This is a genomic window from Leptolyngbya sp. CCY15150 (assembly GCF_016888135.1).
In the GTDB taxonomy this organism is placed as follows: Bacteria; Cyanobacteriota; Cyanobacteriia; order RECH01; family RECH01; genus RECH01.
In genome coordinates, this window is the sequence record NZ_JACSWB010000172.1 from 110,245 (window position 1) to 128,953 (window position 18,709).

At 54.1% G+C, this 18,709-nt stretch carries 20 protein-coding genes; 8 read left to right on the forward strand and 12 right to left on the reverse strand.

Annotated elements, in window-relative coordinates; all coding sequences use genetic code 11:
• Window positions 1–23: 23 nt before the first annotated feature.
• The gene (locus tag JUJ53_RS11510) at window positions 24–950 is read right to left on the reverse strand and encodes a LysR family transcriptional regulator (protein ID WP_204152152.1); all 927 of its coding nucleotides are present in this window, start codon (window positions 948–950) and stop codon (window positions 24–26) included.
• Between the two features lie 348 nt (window positions 951–1,298).
• Window positions 1,299–2,084 carry a pentapeptide repeat-containing protein gene (locus JUJ53_RS11515; protein ID WP_204152153.1) on the reverse strand — a complete coding sequence of 262 codons (786 nt, stop codon included), beginning with the start codon at window positions 2,082–2,084 and terminating at the stop codon, window positions 1,299–1,301.
• A 334-nt stretch (window positions 2,085–2,418) separates the two neighbouring features.
• Between JUJ53_RS11515 and JUJ53_RS11520 the strand changes: the two genes are divergently transcribed.
• The 4 genes from JUJ53_RS11520 (at window position 2,419) to pip (ending at window position 6,410) form a co-directional block, all read left to right on the forward strand.
• Window positions 2,419–2,877, forward strand: a complete 459-nt coding sequence (locus tag JUJ53_RS11520) for a cupin domain-containing protein (RefSeq protein ID WP_204152154.1) — start codon at window positions 2,419–2,421, stop codon at window positions 2,875–2,877.
• A 15-nt stretch (window positions 2,878–2,892) separates the two neighbouring features.
• The gene (locus JUJ53_RS11525; protein ID WP_204152155.1) at window positions 2,893–4,557 is read left to right on the forward strand and encodes a CocE/NonD family hydrolase; all 1,665 of its coding nucleotides are present in this window, start codon (window positions 2,893–2,895) and stop codon (window positions 4,555–4,557) included.
• A gap of 163 nt (window positions 4,558–4,720) precedes the next feature.
• The gene (locus JUJ53_RS11530) at window positions 4,721–5,431 is read left to right on the forward strand and encodes a rhomboid family intramembrane serine protease (protein ID WP_204152156.1); all 711 of its coding nucleotides are present in this window, start codon (window positions 4,721–4,723) and stop codon (window positions 5,429–5,431) included.
• A gap of 31 nt (window positions 5,432–5,462) precedes the next feature.
• Window positions 5,463–6,410, forward strand: a complete 948-nt coding sequence (pip, locus tag JUJ53_RS11535; protein ID WP_204152157.1) for a prolyl aminopeptidase — start codon at window positions 5,463–5,465, stop codon at window positions 6,408–6,410.
• A 20-nt stretch (window positions 6,411–6,430) separates the two neighbouring features.
• Here pip and JUJ53_RS11540 read toward each other — a convergent pair whose 3' ends face one another.
• Window positions 6,431–6,832, reverse strand: coding sequence for a pentapeptide repeat-containing protein (locus JUJ53_RS11540; protein WP_204152158.1), 402 nt, complete (start codon window positions 6,830–6,832; stop codon window positions 6,431–6,433).
• A 232-nt stretch (window positions 6,833–7,064) separates the two neighbouring features.
• Between JUJ53_RS11540 and JUJ53_RS11545 the strand changes: the two genes are divergently transcribed.
• Entirely contained in the window at window positions 7,065–8,492 is a 1,428-nt protein-coding gene (locus JUJ53_RS11545) for a DNA cytosine methyltransferase (protein ID WP_204152159.1), read from the forward strand.
• Between the two features lie 9 nt (window positions 8,493–8,501).
• Here JUJ53_RS11545 and JUJ53_RS11550 read toward each other — a convergent pair whose 3' ends face one another.
• The 5 genes from JUJ53_RS11550 to aroB form a co-directional block, all read right to left on the reverse strand.
• Complete coding sequence (locus tag JUJ53_RS11550; protein WP_204152160.1) at window positions 8,502–9,236, reverse strand: SinI family restriction endonuclease; 735 nt, start codon at window positions 9,234–9,236, stop codon at window positions 8,502–8,504.
• Window positions 9,237–9,329: 93 nt separating this feature from the next.
• Window positions 9,330–10,643, reverse strand: coding sequence for a TldD/PmbA family protein (locus JUJ53_RS11555; RefSeq protein ID WP_204152161.1), 1,314 nt, complete (start codon window positions 10,641–10,643; stop codon window positions 9,330–9,332).
• A gap of 186 nt (window positions 10,644–10,829) precedes the next feature.
• Complete coding sequence (locus tag JUJ53_RS11560; protein ID WP_204152162.1) at window positions 10,830–11,693, reverse strand: Tab2/Atab2 family RNA-binding protein; 864 nt, start codon at window positions 11,691–11,693, stop codon at window positions 10,830–10,832.
• Between the two features lie 187 nt (window positions 11,694–11,880).
• Complete coding sequence (locus JUJ53_RS11565) at window positions 11,881–12,075, reverse strand: heavy-metal-associated domain-containing protein (protein WP_204152163.1); 195 nt, start codon at window positions 12,073–12,075, stop codon at window positions 11,881–11,883.
• A gap of 61 nt (window positions 12,076–12,136) precedes the next feature.
• Complete coding sequence (aroB, locus tag JUJ53_RS11570) at window positions 12,137–13,258, reverse strand: 3-dehydroquinate synthase (protein ID WP_204152164.1); 1,122 nt, start codon at window positions 13,256–13,258, stop codon at window positions 12,137–12,139.
• A 121-nt stretch (window positions 13,259–13,379) separates the two neighbouring features.
• Here aroB and JUJ53_RS11575 point away from each other — a divergent pair, with 121 nt between their 5' ends.
• Both JUJ53_RS11575 and miaE read left to right on the forward strand, forming a co-directional pair.
• Complete coding sequence (locus JUJ53_RS11575; RefSeq protein ID WP_204152165.1) at window positions 13,380–13,475, forward strand: cytochrome b6-f complex subunit PetL; 96 nt, start codon at window positions 13,380–13,382, stop codon at window positions 13,473–13,475.
• Window positions 13,476–13,845: 370 nt separating this feature from the next.
• Window positions 13,846–14,445, forward strand: coding sequence for a tRNA isopentenyl-2-thiomethyl-A-37 hydroxylase MiaE (gene miaE / locus JUJ53_RS11580; RefSeq protein WP_204152166.1), 600 nt, complete (start codon window positions 13,846–13,848; stop codon window positions 14,443–14,445).
• A gap of 18 nt (window positions 14,446–14,463) precedes the next feature.
• Here the strand turns inward: miaE and JUJ53_RS11585 are convergent, their stop codons facing one another.
• From JUJ53_RS11585 to secD, 3 genes are all read right to left on the reverse strand, one after another.
• Window positions 14,464–14,895 (reverse strand): hypothetical protein, encoded by a 432-nt coding sequence (locus JUJ53_RS11585; protein ID WP_239124986.1) that lies wholly within the window; start codon window positions 14,893–14,895, stop codon window positions 14,464–14,466.
• A 175-nt stretch (window positions 14,896–15,070) separates the two neighbouring features.
• Complete coding sequence (secF, locus tag JUJ53_RS11590; protein WP_204152167.1) at window positions 15,071–16,153, reverse strand: protein translocase subunit SecF; 1,083 nt, start codon at window positions 16,151–16,153, stop codon at window positions 15,071–15,073.
• Window positions 16,150–17,571 (reverse strand): protein translocase subunit SecD, encoded by a 1,422-nt coding sequence (gene secD / locus JUJ53_RS11595; RefSeq protein ID WP_204152168.1) that lies wholly within the window; start codon window positions 17,569–17,571, stop codon window positions 16,150–16,152. The genes secF and secD overlap by 4 nt, the downstream gene beginning before the upstream one ends.
• A gap of 140 nt (window positions 17,572–17,711) precedes the next feature.
• On the opposite strand from secD, the gene JUJ53_RS11600 reads away from it, so the two are divergent.
• Entirely contained in the window at window positions 17,712–18,137 is a 426-nt protein-coding gene (locus JUJ53_RS11600) for a Rieske (2Fe-2S) protein (protein ID WP_204152169.1), read from the forward strand.
• A gap of 56 nt (window positions 18,138–18,193) precedes the next feature.
• On the opposite strand, the gene JUJ53_RS11605 is transcribed toward JUJ53_RS11600, so the two are convergent.
• A partial coding sequence (locus JUJ53_RS11605; protein WP_204152170.1) for a tetratricopeptide repeat protein occupies window positions 18,194–18,709 on the reverse strand: 516 nt, incomplete at its 5' end.

An 18,709-nucleotide genomic window follows, 5' to 3' on the forward strand; every position in this document is an offset into this window, starting at 1 on the left:
GCTGAGGGCCAAGATTTAGCAGTTTAGCGGATTTTGAGGAGCGATTGTATGCCAAGTTGGCTGCCTAGGAGTTGATGGGCTAGGTCGCGGAAGTGGGCGATCGGGGGAATCTGGAGGCGATCGCTGGTGGTCACGAGCACCACCTCTCGATGCAAGGTGGGTGTATCGGTGTCGCGAATAGCAAGGGTTTCATCCTGATGAACATCAGCTAAAGCGGAGGCGGGCAGCAGCGCCACCAGTTCGCCCTGACGGACGATGCCACGAAAAGCATCGAGGGTATTCAGCTCCATGGCGACTTTGAGGGTCATATCCTGGCGCTGAAACTGTTCTTGCACCAAGCGCTGCATCCCATAGCCATCTTTAAAGACCACATGGGGAAACTGGGCGAGGTCGGCCCAGGGTACCTGTTGGTAGCGGGTGAGGGGATGCTGGGCCGACATCAGAACGCATACGGGTTCGGTGTAGAGCAAATCCACGACCAGCTCGGCGCTGCTGGTGAGGAAGCGGTTATTCATCACGATCGCTAGATCTACTAAGCCGTCTTTAAGAACCTTCAGGGCGCGATCGCTGCCCAGGGAGGTGACCCGCAACTGCACGCCAGGATAGTCGCGGCAAAAGGTTTGCAGCACCGGCGGTAGGTAGCGGGCGCAGACGGAATGGATGGCGGCAATGCATAGCTCTGGCTGTTTGCCCTGCAAAAGTTCGCCAATATCCTCGACTGCTGTTTGCCATTCTCGGCAAATGCGCTGGGCCCGGGGTAAGAAGCGTTCGCCAATGGTGGTCAAGGTGGCGGTGTTGCCGCGATGGAAGAGGGGTGCGCCCAGTTCAGCTTCTAAGCTCTGAATCTGGCGGCTGACCGTAGACTGAGTGATATTGCAGCGCCGTGCCGCTTGTTGAAAGCTAGCCGTATCTGCGACCGCCAAAAACGCCTGCAATTGCTCCAACCGCATACTAGTCCGTGAGATCTGCTCTTAGAGGCTGACCATACCCAATTTTGACGGTTCAATTCGGTACCGTTTGATACCGCTGGCGATCGCAATCATGGGGTTTGCCCATCTTGGATCAAATGTTGGATCGCGTCCCTAGCGTTGGCGGTGAATGGGGAACCTGTGGATCGGCCCATGGATGGGCAAGCAGGCTGGTATGACTCGTTGGGTTCGAACGATCGCCCAGAACTTGCCGTCTTGTTGCCGTGACTCACAGTCAAGAATGCACCATCAAGGAAGCGATCGCTGACCGGTCACACCTTAGCCCACCCTTGGCCTAGATGATCTGTAGACAAGGTGAGTTATCTTGTTCTAGCGAAGTAAGAATCTTAGAACCATAGTGGACAACGAGCTAACGAAGTTCAGGAAGTTTGGCTGTCCTGCATCATATTCTCGCTCGGATGCTTGCTCATACAGTGCCACCATCGTACTCAGTTGGAGGGCTGATTCTTGCCCCGCTACGTTATTCTCCGCCACATACATCTGTTCAGCCGTGGCTGCATCTGTCAGGGCTCCTTCCATATCTGCAAGACGATAGCGGGAGATGCCCCGTGCCAAGATGGCATTGGTATAGTCCGGATCCATGGCTAAGACGCGGTTATAGTAGTCAATGGATCCGCTATAGTTACCTCGCTGAGTTTCAGTGAGTCCCCAACTGTAGAGCATGTCGGCGGTGATGACACTTTCAGGTAAGTTAACTGCGCCGACCAAGAAGGCGTTGGTGAGAATAGCGCCGGTCATGTTGGAGTTAGTAAAATAGGCTTCTCGCAGATCGGCTCCCGTAAGATCTGCACCGCGTAGATCGGTATCCGTGAGATCCGCATAGCTCAACACCGCGCCCCGGAGATTTGCCCCTTGTAAATTTGCTCCCCGCAAATTGGCTCGGTTGAGGTTAGCGTCTCGCAGATCGGCTCCAGATAGGTCAACCCCGCTCAGATTGCTATTCACAAGTCCAGCATTGAAGAGGTCACATCCCGAACATTCGCGGGTGTTCATCAACTGCTGTAGATGTACAAGATCCTCGGCACGGGCTGGCGTACTCAGACCAACGACCGTGGCCGCAACAGTGAGGGGAATCAGCAAAGAGTGACGGTTCATGGGTGCGATCGCTCCTGGGTAACGCGGTGTGTGAGACTGTGCCCCTTGAGTGTACTCAAAGAAGCTGGTATTGGGCCAAGACGCTAGAACTCCTGCCTAGGTGCCATAACATGTTGTAACAACCTCAGAAAGCATCGTCAATGCGAGCTGGATTGGGTGGGGGCAGCGGTTGTGACGCTAGCTACAGACAGTGCGCTGATCTTCAGCCCAGGATGACAAACGGAAACATTTCAGTGGAAATGAGTCAAGACCGGTTTGAGCCGTGCAAACTGGAAGTACCTCGGCTGATTGATCCCCGTTTGTTCCGCCTAAGCTATAGGAGACCGCATTGGCTATGGATGACACTACACGCTGCATGATTCCTGTTGTAAAGTCCCCCCGTGACTTACAGGTCTTTCAAATTAGTCCTGAAGACCGCAACCGCTTGGCCATTGTCTTCGATCCTGAAACAGCTAACACCTCGCTCACCTACTGTGTAGAAATTTTTGAAGAGGGTGGCCGCACGCCGGCCCATCGCCACTGCATGGCCATTGAGATGTTTTTTATTCTCAAAGGGACTGGTCGAGCGGTTTGTGACGGCAAGACCATGATCCTCAAGCCTGGCGATAGCATTCTGGTACCCGCTGACGGCATCCATGCTCTGGAAAATGCTGGGCCAGGTCGCCTTTATGCCCTATGCATCATGGTTCCCAATGAGGATTTTGTGGAGCTGATTCGCAATGGCATTCCTGCAGAGTTGGATGAAGAGGATTTACGAGTCTTGAACCGTACCGATATGCTAGTAGCCTGTTAAGGAATCAACAAGCACATGTGGCCGGTTCAACCGAAACAAACCCTGTCGATGCACACCCGCGACGGGGTGCGTCTGGATGCGGATGTCTACTATCCTGCTCTGGAGGGTGACTATCCCGTTTTACTAATGCGGCAGCCCTATGGACGGGCGATCGCTTCCACGGTGGTCTACGCTCATCCAGCTTGGTACGCCGCCCATGGCTACATTGTGGTCATCCAAGATGTGCGGGGGCGAGGCAGTTCGGAGGGAGAGTTTCGTCTCTTTGCCCAGGAAATCGACGATGGGTTCGATACGGTTGCCTGGGCTGCGAGCTTACCCGGCAGTACAGGACAGGTGGGCATGTATGGCTTTTCCTATCAAGGCATGACCCAGCTCTATGCGGCCATGGCTCAACCGCCAGCCTTGGTTACCCTCTGCCCCAGTATGATTGGCTATGATCTTTACGCCGACTGGGCCTATGAGGGCGGTGCTTTTTGCCTTCAGGGTAATCTGGGTTGGGCGATCCAACTGGCGGCAGAAACAGCGCGGCGAACTGGACAGGCAGAGGCCTATCGATCGCTCTATCAAGCTGGCCACGCGCTGCCCTTGACCGATCCGGTGAACGGGCAGTCGGATCTCTTGCGCCAATGGGGCCCCGACTCCCACTACCACGATTGGCTGCACCATGGGACGCCGGATGACTATTGGCGATCGCTGTCTCCCCAGGGCTTTCCCAGCGTGATGGACTTGCCCATGCTGCATATTGGCGGCTGGCATGATAGCTATTTGCGGGGCAGCCTGCGGTTCTACCATCTGATGGCGGCGGGTAGTATTCACACTCAGCATCTCTGGGTGGGCCCCTGGGGTCATTTGCCCTGGGGACAGCAGGTTGGATCGGTGAACTACGGCCCTGAGGCTGCTAGCCCTATTGACCGGGTGCAGCTTCGCTGGTTTGACCAATTTCTCAAGGGAGAATCTACTGGTTTACTAGATGAGCCACCGGTGCAGTGGTTTGAAATGGGCAGCAATCAATGGCGATCGCTTTCCCAGGTTCCTAGCACGGCCGTTCCCTATACCTTAGTCAGCCATGGTCTAGCCACGATTGATCCTCAGGATGGGCAGCTTGTGCAGGGTATGGTGGTTCAGGATGCCGTGGGTGAAACTGCGACCCCAGACCAGCTCGTTCATGATCCATGGCGGCCAGTGCCGACGGTGGGCGGCCACGCGGCGTTTCCGGCTGGGTCGGGCGATCGCACGGCCGTGGACTGCCGCACGGATGTGGCCACCTACACCACTGCGCCGCTCTCCCATGACCTCCATCTGGCTGGAGCCCTGCGGGCTGTGATCTATTGCACCGCCGATGCTCCCAGCTTTGACCTCTGCGCCGTGGTGTCCCAGGTTGATGCCGCTGGACGGGTGATGTCTATGAGCCAAGGCTATCAGCGCACGGACGATATCCCGCCGGGGCAGCGCCATGCTGTTGAGGTGACGCTCCAGCCCACCTGCATCTGCATCCCCGCTGGTCATGCCCTACGGCTCAGCCTCAGTGCGGCCTGCTTTCCAGCCTATGCGGTTAACCCTGGCACGGGCGATCGCCCCCACGATGCCCAACTCATGCAGGCTCAGATCATCACCCTAGCCATCCACAGCGCCGCCACCCACGTCTCCCAACTGTGGCTGCCTGTGGTCGCATCGCCCTAGGAAACTCCCTAGGTCAGCGATCGTCAATGCCCAAGGTTCAGCCCAAAGAGTTATGGATAGGCGCTCCAAGATTTGGGAGAATCCAAGAAGCGATCGCCCCCATGAACCATTCAATGACAGGCTGGGGGTAGTCCCATTTTTGTTCCCTACCTAAGGCAACCCCGTGGTACCCCTAAAAGACGACAACCCCGTTCGCATTACTCCCTATCTTACCTATGCAATTGTTGCTATCAATATCCTCGTATTTTTGTACGAGATTACTCTCTCCCCCCAAGCCCTCGACACCTTCTTTAGAACCTGGGCCGTTGTGCCTGCTGAGTTAACCCGCAGCTTTCACTATCCCAGCGGTTTTGCTGGAGCAAAAGCTGCTGAATGGTTTACGTTAATTACATCCCAATTTATGCACGCCGGCCTGGCCCACGTAGGCGGCAACATGCTGTATCTGTGGATTTTTGGCAACAATTTAGAAGAACAGCTTGGACGCGTGCGGTTCTTGGTCTTTTACCTAGCCTGTGGCGTCTTGGCCTCGCTAGCCCAGTGGTACTTTGCGCCCCTGTCGGACATTCCATCCCTAGGGGCAAGTGGAGCGATCGCTGGGGTCATGGGTGCCTACATTATTCGGTACCCTAAGGTGAGAATTCTTACGTTGATTCCCCTAGGAATTTTTATCACTACCGTGCGAATTCCTGCTTTTATCTTTTTGGGAATTTGGTTTATCCAGCAAGCCTTTTATGGTGTGGCCAGCCTAGAGGTGACCACGAATGTCGGCATGGAAAGCGGCGGCATTGCCTACTGGGCCCATGCAGGCGGCTTTGTTTTTGGTGCCGTGCTTGGCCCATTGCTAGGACTGTTTGACCGACGTCCGCGCCTTTGATGTGTTGATCTATCTAACTTCACGGTGATCTATGCGTGACCTTTATCCCCCTATCCAGCCCTATCGCACCTATACCTTACCCGTTTCAGATCTGCATACCATCTACATTGAAGAATGTGGCAATCCTGAGGGAAAACCCGTCGTCTTCCTCCACGGTGGGCCAGGCGGCGGCATTCATCCCAGCTATCGCCAATACTTCGATCCCCAGCGTTGGCGTGTCGTCTTGTTTGAACAGCGAGGATGTGGACGCAGCACGCCCCATGCTGAACTGCGAGACAATACCACCTGGGATTTGGTCAACGATATCGAAGCGTTGCGGCACCATCTTGGGATTGAACAATGGACGGTCTTCGGCGGCAGTTGGGGCAGCACCCTGGCTCTGACCTATAGCCAAGCTCACCCCGATCGCTGCGCTGGTTTGATTTTGCGGGGTATTTTCATGCTGCGCCAAAAGGAAATTCGCTGGTTTTACCAAGAAGGGGCTAGCTTTCTGTTTCCAGATGCTTGGCAAGCCTATCTCGCACCGATTCCTGAGAGCGATCGCCATGATTTATTAACCGCCTACTACCAACGGCTGACCAGTGACGATGAAGCAGTGCGCCTAGAAGCAGCTCGGGCCTGGTCTATCTGGGAAGCTAGCACCAGTAAGCTGATTCAAGATAAGAATCTCATGGCTCAGTTTGGCGATCCTCACTTTGCCGCTGCCTTTGCCCGCATTGAATGTCACTACTTTGTCAACGGTGGCTTTTTCGAATCCGATGATAATCTTCTGCAGCACATTGATCGAATCCGATCGATTCCGGCGGTGATTGTTCAGGGGCGGTATGACGTCGTCTGTCCGATGATGTCTGCCTGGGAGCTCCACCAAGCCTGGCCCGAAGCTGAGTTCATCGTCATTCCCGATGCTGGCCACTCTATGACTGAACCGGGTATTCGCACTGCTCTCCTTGATGCCAGCGATCGCTTTGCTGATCTCTAGAGGTTCTGTAGGACATGGTGTTAAGACTCAACGGGATCAAGGGCGATCGCTCCCCGAGCCATCAAGCTAGTTTCTAGATGCAGCGACAGTTTGGGTAGTCGGGTAAAGCGCATCTGAGTAAAACATGTACCCCGTGAATCTGCCCAGGTCAGCGGTGTATCTAGCACTTGAGCGTGGCTAAGATCGGCATGGGATATATCCACCTGGCGCAGCACTGCGCCAGAAAGGTCGGCATGGCTGAGATTGGCATGGCTAAGGTTAGCCTTCGTTAAATCCACAGACCGTAGATTAATCTGCTGTAGATCTAAACCACTCAGATCCGCTTCACTCAGATCAACCGATACCTCTGGATGGCGATCGCGCCATTGATTCCAAGACGCCACGCCTTGCTGCAATTGCTCTAACTGGGCTAGATTCACCATATGCGATCGCTCCCCTAGTGGTCTAGCTCAAGTCTATCACTCACTCACGGCTGAGCTAGTATGGGGTGTTCTGTACCACTGAGGTGGATGCCCGGTTTTCTCTTCTAGAATTGAGATAGATTCAGATAGGTTTTGACCTGAGCTGAATACAAGAACATTTGTTCATAATGCTTGTAGGTGCATTACCTTAGTAGTAACATGGGTACTTGGTTTTAGTTTCGTCTCCGAAAGCATGACTCACCCATACCTCTCTGTCAAAGAAACTGCTGATATCCTAAACTGCTCAGAGCAATATGTTCGTCAGTTGCTCCGGCATGGCGAAATTAGCGGGGAGAGGATTAGCAGTCGGTGGATTGTAGCGTCAGAGTCTGTTCAGGGTTACCGCATCAAAGGAGAAAGCGCAAGTTCAGGTGTTCCTGATCATGGGCGGCGCTCATTTATAAAACCTGATCTCAAAGCCCTGAGTTTTTTTTCTGGCTGTATGGGGTTAGACTTGGGGCTAGAAAAGGAAGGCATTAAGGTGCTACTTGCTTGTGAAATTGATGCCGCTGCCCGAAAAACCATTGAGATCAACCGACCAGAGATGGCGCTGATTGGAGATATTCGGGATTACTCAGCAGCAGAAATTCGAGAAAAAGCAGGATTAAGTTCGACGGATGACATTGATATCATCGTTGGTGGACCACCATGTCAAGCCTTTAGCAGCGCCGGAAAGCGAAAAGGATTCAACGATGAACGCGGCAATGTTTTTTTAACATTCATTGATTTAATTACTGAACTGAAGCCCAGATTTGCAGTCATTGAAAACGTTCGGGGATTATTGTCTGCTCCGTTAAAACATAGACCTCATGATATGAGAGGAAAGGATTTCCCATCCTTGTCTCAAGATGAACAGCGAGGCGGTGCATTGCTGTTCGTTATACAAAAGCTAAGAAGGGCAGGATATAGTATTTCTTTTAACTTATACAATGCTGCCAATTTTGGGTCGCCACAACAACGAGAACGGGTTGTCATTGCCTGTAGTCGTGATGGAAAAAAACTTCCCTATCTCACCCCAACTCATTCAGACAAAGGTCTATATGGACTGCCAGCATGGAAAACGTTACGAGAGGCGTTAGACGATCTTCCTAAGAGTGGACATCATTTTGTCAAATTTCCTGAAAAACGGCTCAACTATTACAGGCTACTGAAGCCTGGACAATACTGGCGAGATTTACCAGAAGAGTTACACCAAGAAGCACTAGGGGCTGCTTACCATGCAGGAGGAGGAAGAACTGGCTTTTATCGTAGGTTAGCCTGGGATAAACCTGCACCAACGCTAGTTACTCATCCAGCTATGCCTGCGACGGATTTGGCACATCCAGAAGAAGACAGACCTCTCAGCATTGAGGAATACAAGCGTATTCAAGAGTTTCCAGATGATTGGTTTATTGCAGGTACGTTAATCGATCAATATCGACAAGTTGGTAATGCCGTACCCTGTTCCTTGGGAAGAGCGATCGCTAGAATGTTGCTAGCTCATTTAAGAGATGAGCCACTGATGGCGTATCCAGATTTTCCCTATTCCCGCTATCACAAAACTGATGATATCAGTTGGATGAGTGATATGGGTTGTCTTGAAGAATCGTCAGGAAAACAACTCTCGTTTAACTTGGCTTGACGAATCTGTTCAACATTGCCAAGGATTGTTGGTCTCGACAGCTAAAGCATCGGGGTTGCTGTGTAGAACCTGCTGAACGAAAGCGACAAAATTTTCTTCTGAAAAGCGATCTGTGTTGTATTTGTCGTTAAAATAAGACCATCGATAGGAACCTGTTCTGGCATCAACTCTGTACCATTTTTCAATAGGCTGGTTAATTCTGACTCTGGACGATGAACTGTTTTCCGAATTACTACGGTTCTTGACTTGTAAAAGAGAACCATCAATGTTGCAAAAATCTACGTGCCGTATCGATTCTCCCCAGCAGCAATACCAACCATAATCGGCAAGCTGTTCAGCCAAAAACTCTTCTAGTAGCAGTCCTTGAATATTTTCGGCAGACATCGATAGCCTATGGGCGTATTTTATTTGTTCAAGATGCGCTGCTGTTAGTTCTGTGAATCGAGCATGGATGATGACACTGACAATTGGGTCGGCAACGGTACCCGGTGGTTGTGAAATTCGTCTTGAAATCCGATGTTCATAGCTATCGTTATACCTCTTTAACCACGCTGTAGCCAGCAATTCCGGTGTCTTGGCTTTTAGCGGCGGGGAAAGTCCTGGATTTCTATAGCAAGCTGTTAAAATTGTGCGGTGTGCTTCAAGAAATAGCTGATCGTGTTGAGAGACTATACGTTGAAACAGGTGTAAAAAGTCTTCTTCAGTACTTGAGGTGCTGATTATCGTATCAAAATTAACAGGCATTTCAATAGTTCCTTTCTGAACGTACAAAAATACGCAACAGGAATGTCCATGATTGTACGCCCTGGGAATGATTTTGGGTTCGCTGCTCCAAGACTAAGAGCTGCGTCCAGTAATCGACAAGCCATCGACCACAATCGACGGGGTATAGCACGACCCATTCCAGGCGGCATCACTGCCCAAGGCGACGACCTGCTTCAGGGCCGTGTAGACATTGCCCGCCACCATGGTGTCTTTCACGCGACCTATGATTTCCCCTTGGCGCACGGCGTAGCCTAGATCGACATTGATGGAAAAATCACCCGAAATGCCAGCGCCGCCGCCTAGGATCTGATCCACAATCAGCCCATGCTCTAGGTTGCCGATCATCTCATCCAAGGACTGGAAGCCTGGCTCGATGACGATGTTGAACAGACCTGGGGTGGGATAGCTGCCTAGCCCTGGACGGAAGCCGTTGCCCGTAGTGCCGCTACTCAGCGATCGTCCTATGGTGCGGTCGGTGTAAAACAACTGCAATACGCCGTCTTTGATGAAGGTAATGGGGTGGGTGGGTGATCCTTCGTCATCAAAGGGGCAGCTAAAGGGGCCGCGATCGGGCTGTTGGGATAGGGTGAGGATCGGGTCTACGACGGGTTCTCCGAGGCGATCGCTCCAGGGTGATGCTCGTTCAATGACGCGCTTACCGTTCATGGCCGCTTGCAGGGTGCCCCAGAGCATATCGGCGGCTTTGGAGGTGAAGAGGATGGGGAAGCGTCCGGAGGCTAGGGCGGCATTGTCGTTGGCCCAGTCGAGGCGTTGAATAATTTGCTGGGCTAGCTCGACGGGGTTGAGGCGATCGCGGAGGGTTTGCCCGTCGGCCACGTTGAGGAAGTCATCTCCCCGCACCCATTCGGCGGACAGGTAACAGCTTAGGGTGGTGTCTAGGTAGCCGCAGTCTAGCCCTTCGGAATTGGTCAGATGGGTGAGTTCGGTTTCGCAGTCCCATTCTGCTGAGCAGAGGGTTTCGGGGGAATGGTCACGCACGAGGGCGATCGCTTCTTTGCCCCAGTCTACTAATTGCTCTACGGAGACCGATTGGCCTAAGTCTGGGTAGCGAATCCGCGACTGGGAAGCTAGTTCGATGGTTTCGGGTTCATTGAGTTGACTGATCGCGATCGCCCGTTCTACTAATGCCTGAGGATCCACAGCACCATAGGCGACGGCTAGCCCCGGTCGCCCTTCTTTCCATAGGCGCAGGGCGGTTCCTTCCGACTGGGAGCTTTCCAACTGCTTCAGGCGATTGGCTTCAAAAAACACCGGACATGCCAGCGACTGCGATTGAAATACCTCCGCTGCGTCGGCTCCAGCCTGGGCGGCCTGTTTCAAAAGCTGCTCGGCCATTGCCTGTCGCTGTGCATCATCAAAGGTCATAGAACGTTCGCTTCAGAATCGGACAGTATGATGGTCACCCATGGTTGTTCACCCGAGAGCCCTTGCAAAGGGCTGGGTCTGGCGGAGGGTTGATGAACCTGTCTGGAGGGGGTCTCCTAGAACAATCCGCCGTCCCGTGGGGTGAGTACAGGAGTCACCTCTTTATCTTCCGAGATTTTGGCCCCATTACGCTAAATTTAGTTCTTGCATCAGCCAAAATCCGGTGAAGGCATCGGCATCAGCATCGGTTTGGGTGGCCAAAAAGTGAACGCCCTGGGCCTTTTGCTTGGCATTTTCAAAGTTTTGAGCTTCAGTGTTCAGGGTATCGGTGGTTAGATTGGCCAGGATCCAGGATTCACTCGCGCCTGTTTCTAGGGCCAGCACCGGCGGTTTACTGGGCAGGGCTTTGACGAAGGCGAGTTCTAAGCCTGACATCCAGGCGGCTAGGGGCAAGGCCCGAGGTGAAAAGATCAGCACGCCGGGAATGCGGGTATCAGGGGGTAGATTTAGCAATGGAAAAGAGAAAACTTCGCCAAAATCCACGGCCCAGTCTGGAAAGTCGGCAAAGGCGCTGGCTTCTAGGGTGACCAAGGTCCATTGCTGGCCGACCAAGGCATCGGGCAGGCGCTGGGGCACACTGTCGCCTAGGTTCACCGATGGATTGGCGCTAGGCTTGTAGTTGGGCATGGCGGGATAGACCTGATCCATACGAGCCTGTAGCCATTGATTGAGCGCCACCGTGCGCCGGCTGGGATAGGCCGGAATGCCAGCATCCTCACAGGCTTTGGTGATCATATTGGTCATCTGGCGGCGGAAAAAGCGAATGCGGTCGGGGGGAGCGGCGGCCTGGGCGATCGCTTCCTCCAAGGCCTGCCGCAGCCATACCGAATTCACTTCCGTGTTGGCACAAAATTGGCTATAGCGAAACAGGTCATCCGGCGGTTGGTCAATGCGTAGCGGACTTTCGCAAATCAGCACCTCCCACTGTTTCTTATTGCGCTCATCTAGCACTGGGCGCGAGTAAAAATCGATTTCCCAAATAATCCCCATGCGGTTCTCTAGCAGATGGTGAACAGTAGGCGTAGCGTTACTGAATCTAGGTATGAATCGCACCATCTACCCTCACCCTAGCCCTCTGCCAACAGGAGAGAGGACAAGAGTTTTAGCCCCCTTCTCCCTAGGGAGAAGGGTTGGGGATGGGGGCAATTCATCCTGCTATCCAGCAATGCCGTAGGCGTTACTCGACGGTATGGCCGGCCGAGGTGATGGCTTGGCGCACATCCGCTTCGCTGGAGGTTGTGATCACGGTCACATTTTTGTTGTCTAAATCAGCATCTACTTGGGCTGATGCGTCCAGCTTGGCGATCGCCTTGGTGACGGTTTTGACACAGGCATCGCACATAATAGACGGCACGTTGATGGTCATCGCCATGACAGTTCTCCCGTAATCCATACGTCCTATGACTCATTGTGCCGTGAGAGTGGCCCCTTGGCTACTGGCAAGCGATCGCGGTTAGGGCTTCCTGCACCACGGTGGCGGGTACCTGGTCGGTGACGATCGCCGTGCCGATGCTCTGGGGCAAGATAAACCGCACTTGGCCATCGAGCACCTTTTTATCGTGACTGAGGGCAGCGACGATCGCGTCCAAATCCATCCCGGCTGGCAGTTGGGTGGGCAGGCCGGTTTTTTGGATCAAGGCGGTTTGGCGATCGCTCTCGGCGGCAGTCCACATCCCGAGCTGCACGGCAATATGGCCAGCGGCAACCATGCCGATACCCACGGCCTCACCGTGGTTGACCAGCTTATAGCCCGTCAGACTTTCTACGGCGTGACCAATGGTGTGCCCGTAGTTCAAAATCGCTCGCAGCCCCGCCTCTTTTTCATCCTTGCTGACCACATGGGCCTTGGCCTGGCAGGAGCGGGTGAGAATGGTATGCAGCAGTTCCTCGGGTAGATAACGAACTTGATCCAGGCGCTTGGCGGCCTCAAGCTGCTCAAACAAGTCGGCATCCCAGATAATGCCGTACTTAATCACCTCTGCCATGCCGGCCCGAAACTCCCGCGCTGGCAATGTGCGCAGGACTTGGGGATCGATCAAGACCAGGCGCGGTTGATGGAACGCACCAATCAAATTTTTGCCCTGGGGATGGTTCACCCCGGTTTTGCCGCCCATGGAGGCATCGACCATGGCCAACAGCGAGGTCGGCACCTGCACCACGGCGATACCCCGCAGCCAGGTGGCCGCCGCAAAGCCTGCCATATCGCCAATCACGCCGCCGCCAAGGGCCACGATGCAGGACGATCGCTCTAGGTGATGGGCGAGGGCGGCATCGTAGATCTTTTGGATGGAGTTTAGGGTTTTGTAGCGTTCCCCCGGTGGCAGGAGGCAGACGGCAACCTGAAAACCCGCCGTTTCTAGGGATGCCACGACGCGATCGCCATAGTGCTTAAAGATCGCCGGGTTTGATACCAGCAGGATACGTTTCCCTGGCGACTTGGCCACAATCTCTGGATCTTGAAGCCAAGGGCCGAGATGATCTAACCCTTGGGGAGCGATCGCCACTTGATAGGACTGTTGGGGCAGATCGACGGTCACAAAAGAGGTTGCTGTCATGGTGGAGGAGGGGTTGTGCTGCAAAGTTTTCAAGGTCTGTGGGCTGTATTCTACTTCACAAAATGGTTCAATAGATGCAGTCGGACTGATCCGCAGTTGTTAGCGTGATGGAGGAATCACTATGTCTGGAGCGATCGCCTACGTGTTGATCTATGGGGGGGCCTTGGCCTTGGCCTTTGGTCTATATCTCACCCTCAAGGCCGTCAAACTCATTTAAGAGGTTGATGCTTCCTAGATTAGGGGAGCTTGGGGGATACCGAGGTGTTGCGCCACCAATCGCAGATGTGTTGGAACACCCCGACGATCCCCTCTGTCTACCTTAATCGGTCTACCTTAATAAGTCAGATAGACTCAATTTAATGAAGCTGAGGAGCCGGGTTTCGACTTCGCTCAACCCTCTTCTCCTAAAGATTTGAGCATTGGGCGACGTTGAGCGCTTGTGTTGCCTGACAAGCTAGGGCGTGTTTTAAAACTCACCCAAACCCTGATTCTTTTGTACGAAAGATCAAGGGGTTTAGCAGGTTTTAAAACAGAGCCTAGTTTTTGACCAACTGATCTGTGATCGACCTGTACCTGTAACTGCACCCGTGACCGCGACCACCCCAACACCAATTAAATTTTTGCAGTCTGCCACCTCCATAGCCTGGGTTGAGCAAGCGATCGCTCACCTCGATGTGGTGCTGCTGGATCATTCCCACTGCGAACGCAAGGCGGCTAGCGTTGCCCTCAACCTGATGTTTCGCTATCCGTCCCATACCCAACTGGTGCGCACCCTGACAGCGATCGCTCGGGAAGAGCTGGAGCATTTTGATCAGGTTAATCAGTGGCTAGAACGGCGGGGTATGGCCCTGGCACCCTTGGCTGCACCTCCCTACGGTGCCGGACTCACGGCCCACGTTCGTCGCCAAGAACCTGAACGCTTGCTGGATTCGCTGTTGGTTGCAGGGTTGATTGAAGCCCGCAGCCACGAACGCTTAGGTCTCCTCGCTGCCCATTGCCCAGAGCCGGAGCTGGCCGCTTTCTATCGCGGTCTCATGGCCTCCGAGGCGCGCCACTACGGCGTCTATTGGACGTTGGCGACCACTAGCTTTAGCCGTGAGCAGGTGAAGGCTCGTTTACTGGAACTGGGGGCGATCGAAGCCGACCTTTTGGCCACCCTGCACCCCGAACCCCGGATTCATAGCTAAGGCTTGATCCGAGGGTGCCTATCCCGATCGATTAATCCATGCCCAGAGGGGATGTTTGGGGCCCTGCTGGCGAATTTTCCAGACTTGCAGCTTGAGGCGATCGCGATCGAGCTTGGGCAAGCCCCACAGGATATTGCGGCTTTGCCAGACGAGGACGGAGACCGTCATACCAATGCAGGTCGCTATACCAATGGCCGGCAAGCGGTTAAAAATGATCGCATAGCGCAGGGCTGCCCAGGTAAAGTAATCTGCCCATAGCTCTAGTTCGTGGCGCACATGCCACAGGCTGAGTAGGCCCACACTCATCCATAGCCCTAACACTGCCGCCCAACGGCTATAGACCGTTAGATGGTGTAGGCGCTCAACCTGCTGTAAGAAGGTAGGATCTTCATTCTCTATGCTGTCCATCTCATCAGCCAATGAGTGGGATTGATGTTCGGGGTGAACCATAGGATCGTACAACTGTGAATGCTGGCATCGATGGCAGGTGGATGCACGATGGCAGACGATCAGCCAGGCAAACCATAGCATTTCCGCCTAATATCCTGCTAGTACAGGCGATCGCCCCTGAGAGAGCGGTGTTTCCGTGGCGATACGAGGGGCTAATGAAGGGATTCACCGGCTGTTAACCAGGATTTTCGAACTCAGCGTCGATGATCTCGGGTGGGGCTGCCTTCGATGCATCGGTAGCGGGTTGATCAATGGGTTGATCAACGGCTTGAGCGGGTAGCTGATCCTGAGGGACATCAGCCACCGTAGCATCGACGTAGGTGCTGGGCTGACTGGTCAAGGGCTGTTCCGATCGCTCTCTCCACCATGCTAGCAAGGTGCTGGCGATAAAGATGCTGGAATAGGCACCGGTCAGGAAGCCAATAATCAAGGCTAGGGCGAAGTATTTTAGGGTCTCACCGCCAAACAGGAAGATGGCGACGAGGGTGAGCACGGTGGTTAAGGTGGTGTTGATCGATCGCGCTAGGGTTTGGTTCACCGCGTCGTCTACGATGTCGTCGATGGAGCGATCGCTGTGGTAGGTGCTGGTTTCCCGAATGCGATCGTAGATCACCACCGTATCGTTGACGGAGAAGCCCACAATGGTCAGCAGCGCCACAATAAACAGGCTATCGACCTCTACCCCCAGCACCAGCCCTAGGATGGCGAAAATGCCTAGGGTGACCAGAACATCATGGAGCAGGGCAATGAGGGCGAAGGTAGCGTAGTCTGGCTTAAAGCGAATGCTCAGGTAGACGGTGATGCCAGCAAAGGCGACGAGCAGCGCCAGCAGCCCCGATGAAAAAATCTGTTGACCGATCACCGGCCCCACGGTGTCAATCTGGGTGCCTTCGGCATCGAGGGGGCCGATCGCTTCTTCTAATGAGGCCTGCAGCTCGGTGCGGGCATCGACATCAAGGACAGAGGTACGGATCGATACCGCCTGTCCTTCATCGCCCACCAACTGTAGACTACTGCCCAGGAGATTTTTCTCAGACAAGACGTTGCGCACAACTTCCAAATCGATGGGGCGATCGCAATCTGCGGTTGTGCAGTCTCGCTGAAGCTGTAGCCGGGTGCCGCCGACAAAGTCGATGCTGGGACGGAGCGGAGCGCCGATGTTTTGCCAGGAGATGAGCATGGCAATCAGGCCGCTGAGAATCAGGATCAACGAAAGGCTCCACCAGAGCGATCGCTGTCGAATGACGTTGAGTTTCATGGGGTCGTCTTGGTCTGAGGTTGAGTGGAGGGGCTAAGGTTAGGGCAAAACAGCTCTGGCTTGCGGAATTGCGGCAGGCTCAGAGCTACTAGGAGTAGGGTACGGCTACAGGTGAGGGCTGTAAACATACTCACCAGCACCCCAATGCCGAGGGTGAAGGCAAACCCTTTCACAAAGCCTGTACCTAGCCAAAACAGGGCTCCACAGGCAATCAGGGTGGTCACGTTGCTGTCGAGGATGCTGGAAAAGGCGCGATAAAAGCCCGATTCCACGGAGCGATAGAGGGTTTTACCCGATCGCAATTCTTCGCGGGTGCGTTCAAAAATCAGGACGTTGGCGTCTACTGCCATGCCAATGCTGAGGATGAAGCCAGCAATCCCCGGTAGGGTGATGGTGACCCCCAGGATGCTAAAGATGGCAAAGGTGAGCAGCGAATAGACCACGAGGGCAATGTCGGCAATGGCTCCCGGCAAGCGGTAGTAGGCCACCATGAAGACCAGTACAAACAGCAGGCCGCCGATGCCAGCGTAGATACTGCGCTGGATGCTATCCCGTCCTAGGGTTGCGCCGACGGTGCGGTTTTCCACCACTTCTACGGGTACGGGCAAGGCTCCACCCCGCAGTTGCACGGCTAGTTCACTGGCCCGCTGGGCGTTGAAGCCGCCGGAAATGCTGGCCCGCCCGCCGGTGATGCCGCCTTCGGCATAGCGGGCATTCACTTGGGGCGCGCTGATCAATTCATCATCGAGGAAAATGCCTAGGGTGCGGCCTGTTCCAGCAACGCCAGCAGTAAGCTCAGCAAACTGGTTGCCGCCTTCGGTGTTGAACACCAGCACCACTTCCCAGGAGTCGCCGGCAATGGGAGCCGCGTAGGCATCCTGCAAGCGATCGCCCGTTAGACCCGTTCGTTCAAACAGGGTGGCGATCGCTTCTTGATTATTGTCGAGGGCTGTTCTGGCATCCTCAATGGCTTCCGCATTGGCTGCCGCATCCACCTGCAGCAGGTCTAGCTCCGTTTGCAACTGCTCCCGCTCCAGCAAAAACCGACTGAGGGTTTGGGCGGTGGTATTGGGCTGTTGTCCACGGAAATCGAGCTGGGCCGTGCCCTGCAAGACTCGTTCTGCTTCTTCCGGATCGCTCACCCCCGGCAACTGCACCAAGAGCTGCCCCTCACCGGCAGTTTGCACCACCGATTCCGACACCCCGAGTTCATTCACCCGGCGGCTGACGACATCGCGCACCGCCTCCAGCTTCTCAGGCGTAATTTCCGGTACTTCATCGGTTGTTTGCAATCGCAGGGTCAACTGCGAACCGCCTTGCAGGTCTAACCCCAGCCGCACCGGGAATTGTACAATTACCACGGCTGCTGCGATCGCCAGTATTAAAATTATCCCCAGAAGGGAACGTTGTCTGCCCATAGTTTCAGACGCTACTCTTTAGCCGCTATCACAACCGCTATGATAGCTGGTTTGGGGACGACGGTTGAACAACTACTCTAGGCAACTCCCTAGGTGCCTGCGCTAAGGTAGGGCTTAGATTCCTTCTGGATGAAAATTATATGAATCGACGCGACTTTTTATCCTGGGCTGGCGTGGGCGGTTTGGCTACCTTCTTGCCAATTGCGATCGCTGCCTGTAGCCCTTCTGGCTCGAATGATACGGCTGATGCGACGGATGAACCCCAGTCGATTGATGTGGGTAGTTTGAGTGATTTGGATAGCAAGGGCAGTTTGTTGATTGAAAGCCCTCAGAAGGTGATTGTGGTGCGGGATCCGGCTGATGCGACGGCGGTGCTGGCGCTGACGGCGAACTGTAATCACCGAGACTGTACGGTGGAATGGCAGGCGGATAGTAGTGAGTTTCTTTGCCCTTGCCATCAGTCTCGCTTTGCCCTGGATGGCAGCATTCAACAGGGCCCTGCCACGGAAGCACTGCGTCCTCTGACGGTGATGGTGGAGAATGATCAAATTAAGGTGATGGCTTAGGCATCTCTTGGGGCGATCCTGTCGATCCCCGACGTTTTCAACGCGTTGGGGATCATCTAGTCTGTCAGCATTGCCTGAAACCGTGGATCGTCCCGAACAGCATCAAAGTCGCGATCGGTTTTTGCCATCTCGCGATACTTCTCAGGCGCTAAGCCAATCGCTTTCTGGAGCCAGATCAGCGCTTGCTCTACATCGCCCTGAAGTCCGTAACAGCAAGCTTTACCGTGATAAGGGTTGGGGACAGTGGGTTGAATATTGATTGCTTGGTCATAGACAGCAATCGCTTCCTCATAGCGTCCTAAATTACCTAGCGCAATCCCTTTGTTGTTGAGCGCTGCTTGGTAGTCGGGTTTAATGTCAAGGGCGAGGTCGTAGGCAGCAATCGCTTCTTCATAGTACCCTAGTTCATCTAGCGCAAGCCCCTTGACTAAGAGGGCTAGACAGAAGTCGGGTTTAATGACTAGGGCTTGATCATAGGCGACGAGCGCCTCTTCGTAGCGTCCTAAGTTAATTAGCGCACCTCCTTTGTTGGTGAGCGCTTCGTGGAAGTCGGGTTTAATGTCTAGGGCTTG

Bases quoted from the DNA above. Each gene is read 5' to 3' on its own strand.
- JUJ53_RS11560 (WP_204152162.1), bottom strand. From the start codon at position 11,693: ATGGGGATTATTTGGGAAATCGATTTTTACTCGCGCCCAGTGCTAGAT.
- JUJ53_RS11585 (WP_239124986.1), bottom strand. From the start codon at position 14,895: ATGGTTCACCCCGAACATCAATCCCACTCATTGGCTGATGAGATGGAC.
- pip (WP_204152157.1), top strand. From the start codon at position 5,463: ATGCGTGACCTTTATCCCCCTATCCAGCCCTATCGCACCTATACCTTA.
- JUJ53_RS11540 (WP_204152158.1), bottom strand. From the start codon at position 6,832: ATGGTGAATCTAGCCCAGTTAGAGCAATTGCAGCAAGGCGTGGCGTCT.
- JUJ53_RS11525 (WP_204152155.1), top strand. From the start codon at position 2,893: ATGTGGCCGGTTCAACCGAAACAAACCCTGTCGATGCACACCCGCGAC.
- JUJ53_RS11555 (WP_204152161.1), bottom strand. From the start codon at position 10,643: ATGACCTTTGATGATGCACAGCGACAGGCAATGGCCGAGCAGCTTTTG.
- JUJ53_RS11575 (WP_204152165.1), top strand. From the start codon at position 13,380: ATGTCTGGAGCGATCGCCTACGTGTTGATCTATGGGGGGGCCTTGGCC.
- secD (WP_204152168.1), bottom strand. From the start codon at position 17,571: ATGGGCAGACAACGTTCCCTTCTGGGGATAATTTTAATACTGGCGATC.
- JUJ53_RS11550 (WP_204152160.1), bottom strand. From the start codon at position 9,236: ATGCCTGTTAATTTTGATACGATAATCAGCACCTCAAGTACTGAAGAA.
- JUJ53_RS11600 (WP_204152169.1), top strand. From the start codon at position 17,712: ATGAATCGACGCGACTTTTTATCCTGGGCTGGCGTGGGCGGTTTGGCT.
- aroB (WP_204152164.1), bottom strand. From the start codon at position 13,258: ATGACAGCAACCTCTTTTGTGACCGTCGATCTGCCCCAACAGTCCTAT.
- JUJ53_RS11565 (WP_204152163.1), bottom strand. From the start codon at position 12,075: ATGGCGATGACCATCAACGTGCCGTCTATTATGTGCGATGCCTGTGTC.
- JUJ53_RS11545 (WP_204152159.1), top strand. From the start codon at position 7,065: ATGACTCACCCATACCTCTCTGTCAAAGAAACTGCTGATATCCTAAAC.
- JUJ53_RS11510 (WP_204152152.1), bottom strand. From the start codon at position 950: ATGCGGTTGGAGCAATTGCAGGCGTTTTTGGCGGTCGCAGATACGGCT.
- secF (WP_204152167.1), bottom strand. From the start codon at position 16,153: ATGAAACTCAACGTCATTCGACAGCGATCGCTCTGGTGGAGCCTTTCG.
- JUJ53_RS11520 (WP_204152154.1), top strand. From the start codon at position 2,419: ATGGATGACACTACACGCTGCATGATTCCTGTTGTAAAGTCCCCCCGT.
- JUJ53_RS11515 (WP_204152153.1), bottom strand. From the start codon at position 2,084: ATGAACCGTCACTCTTTGCTGATTCCCCTCACTGTTGCGGCCACGGTC.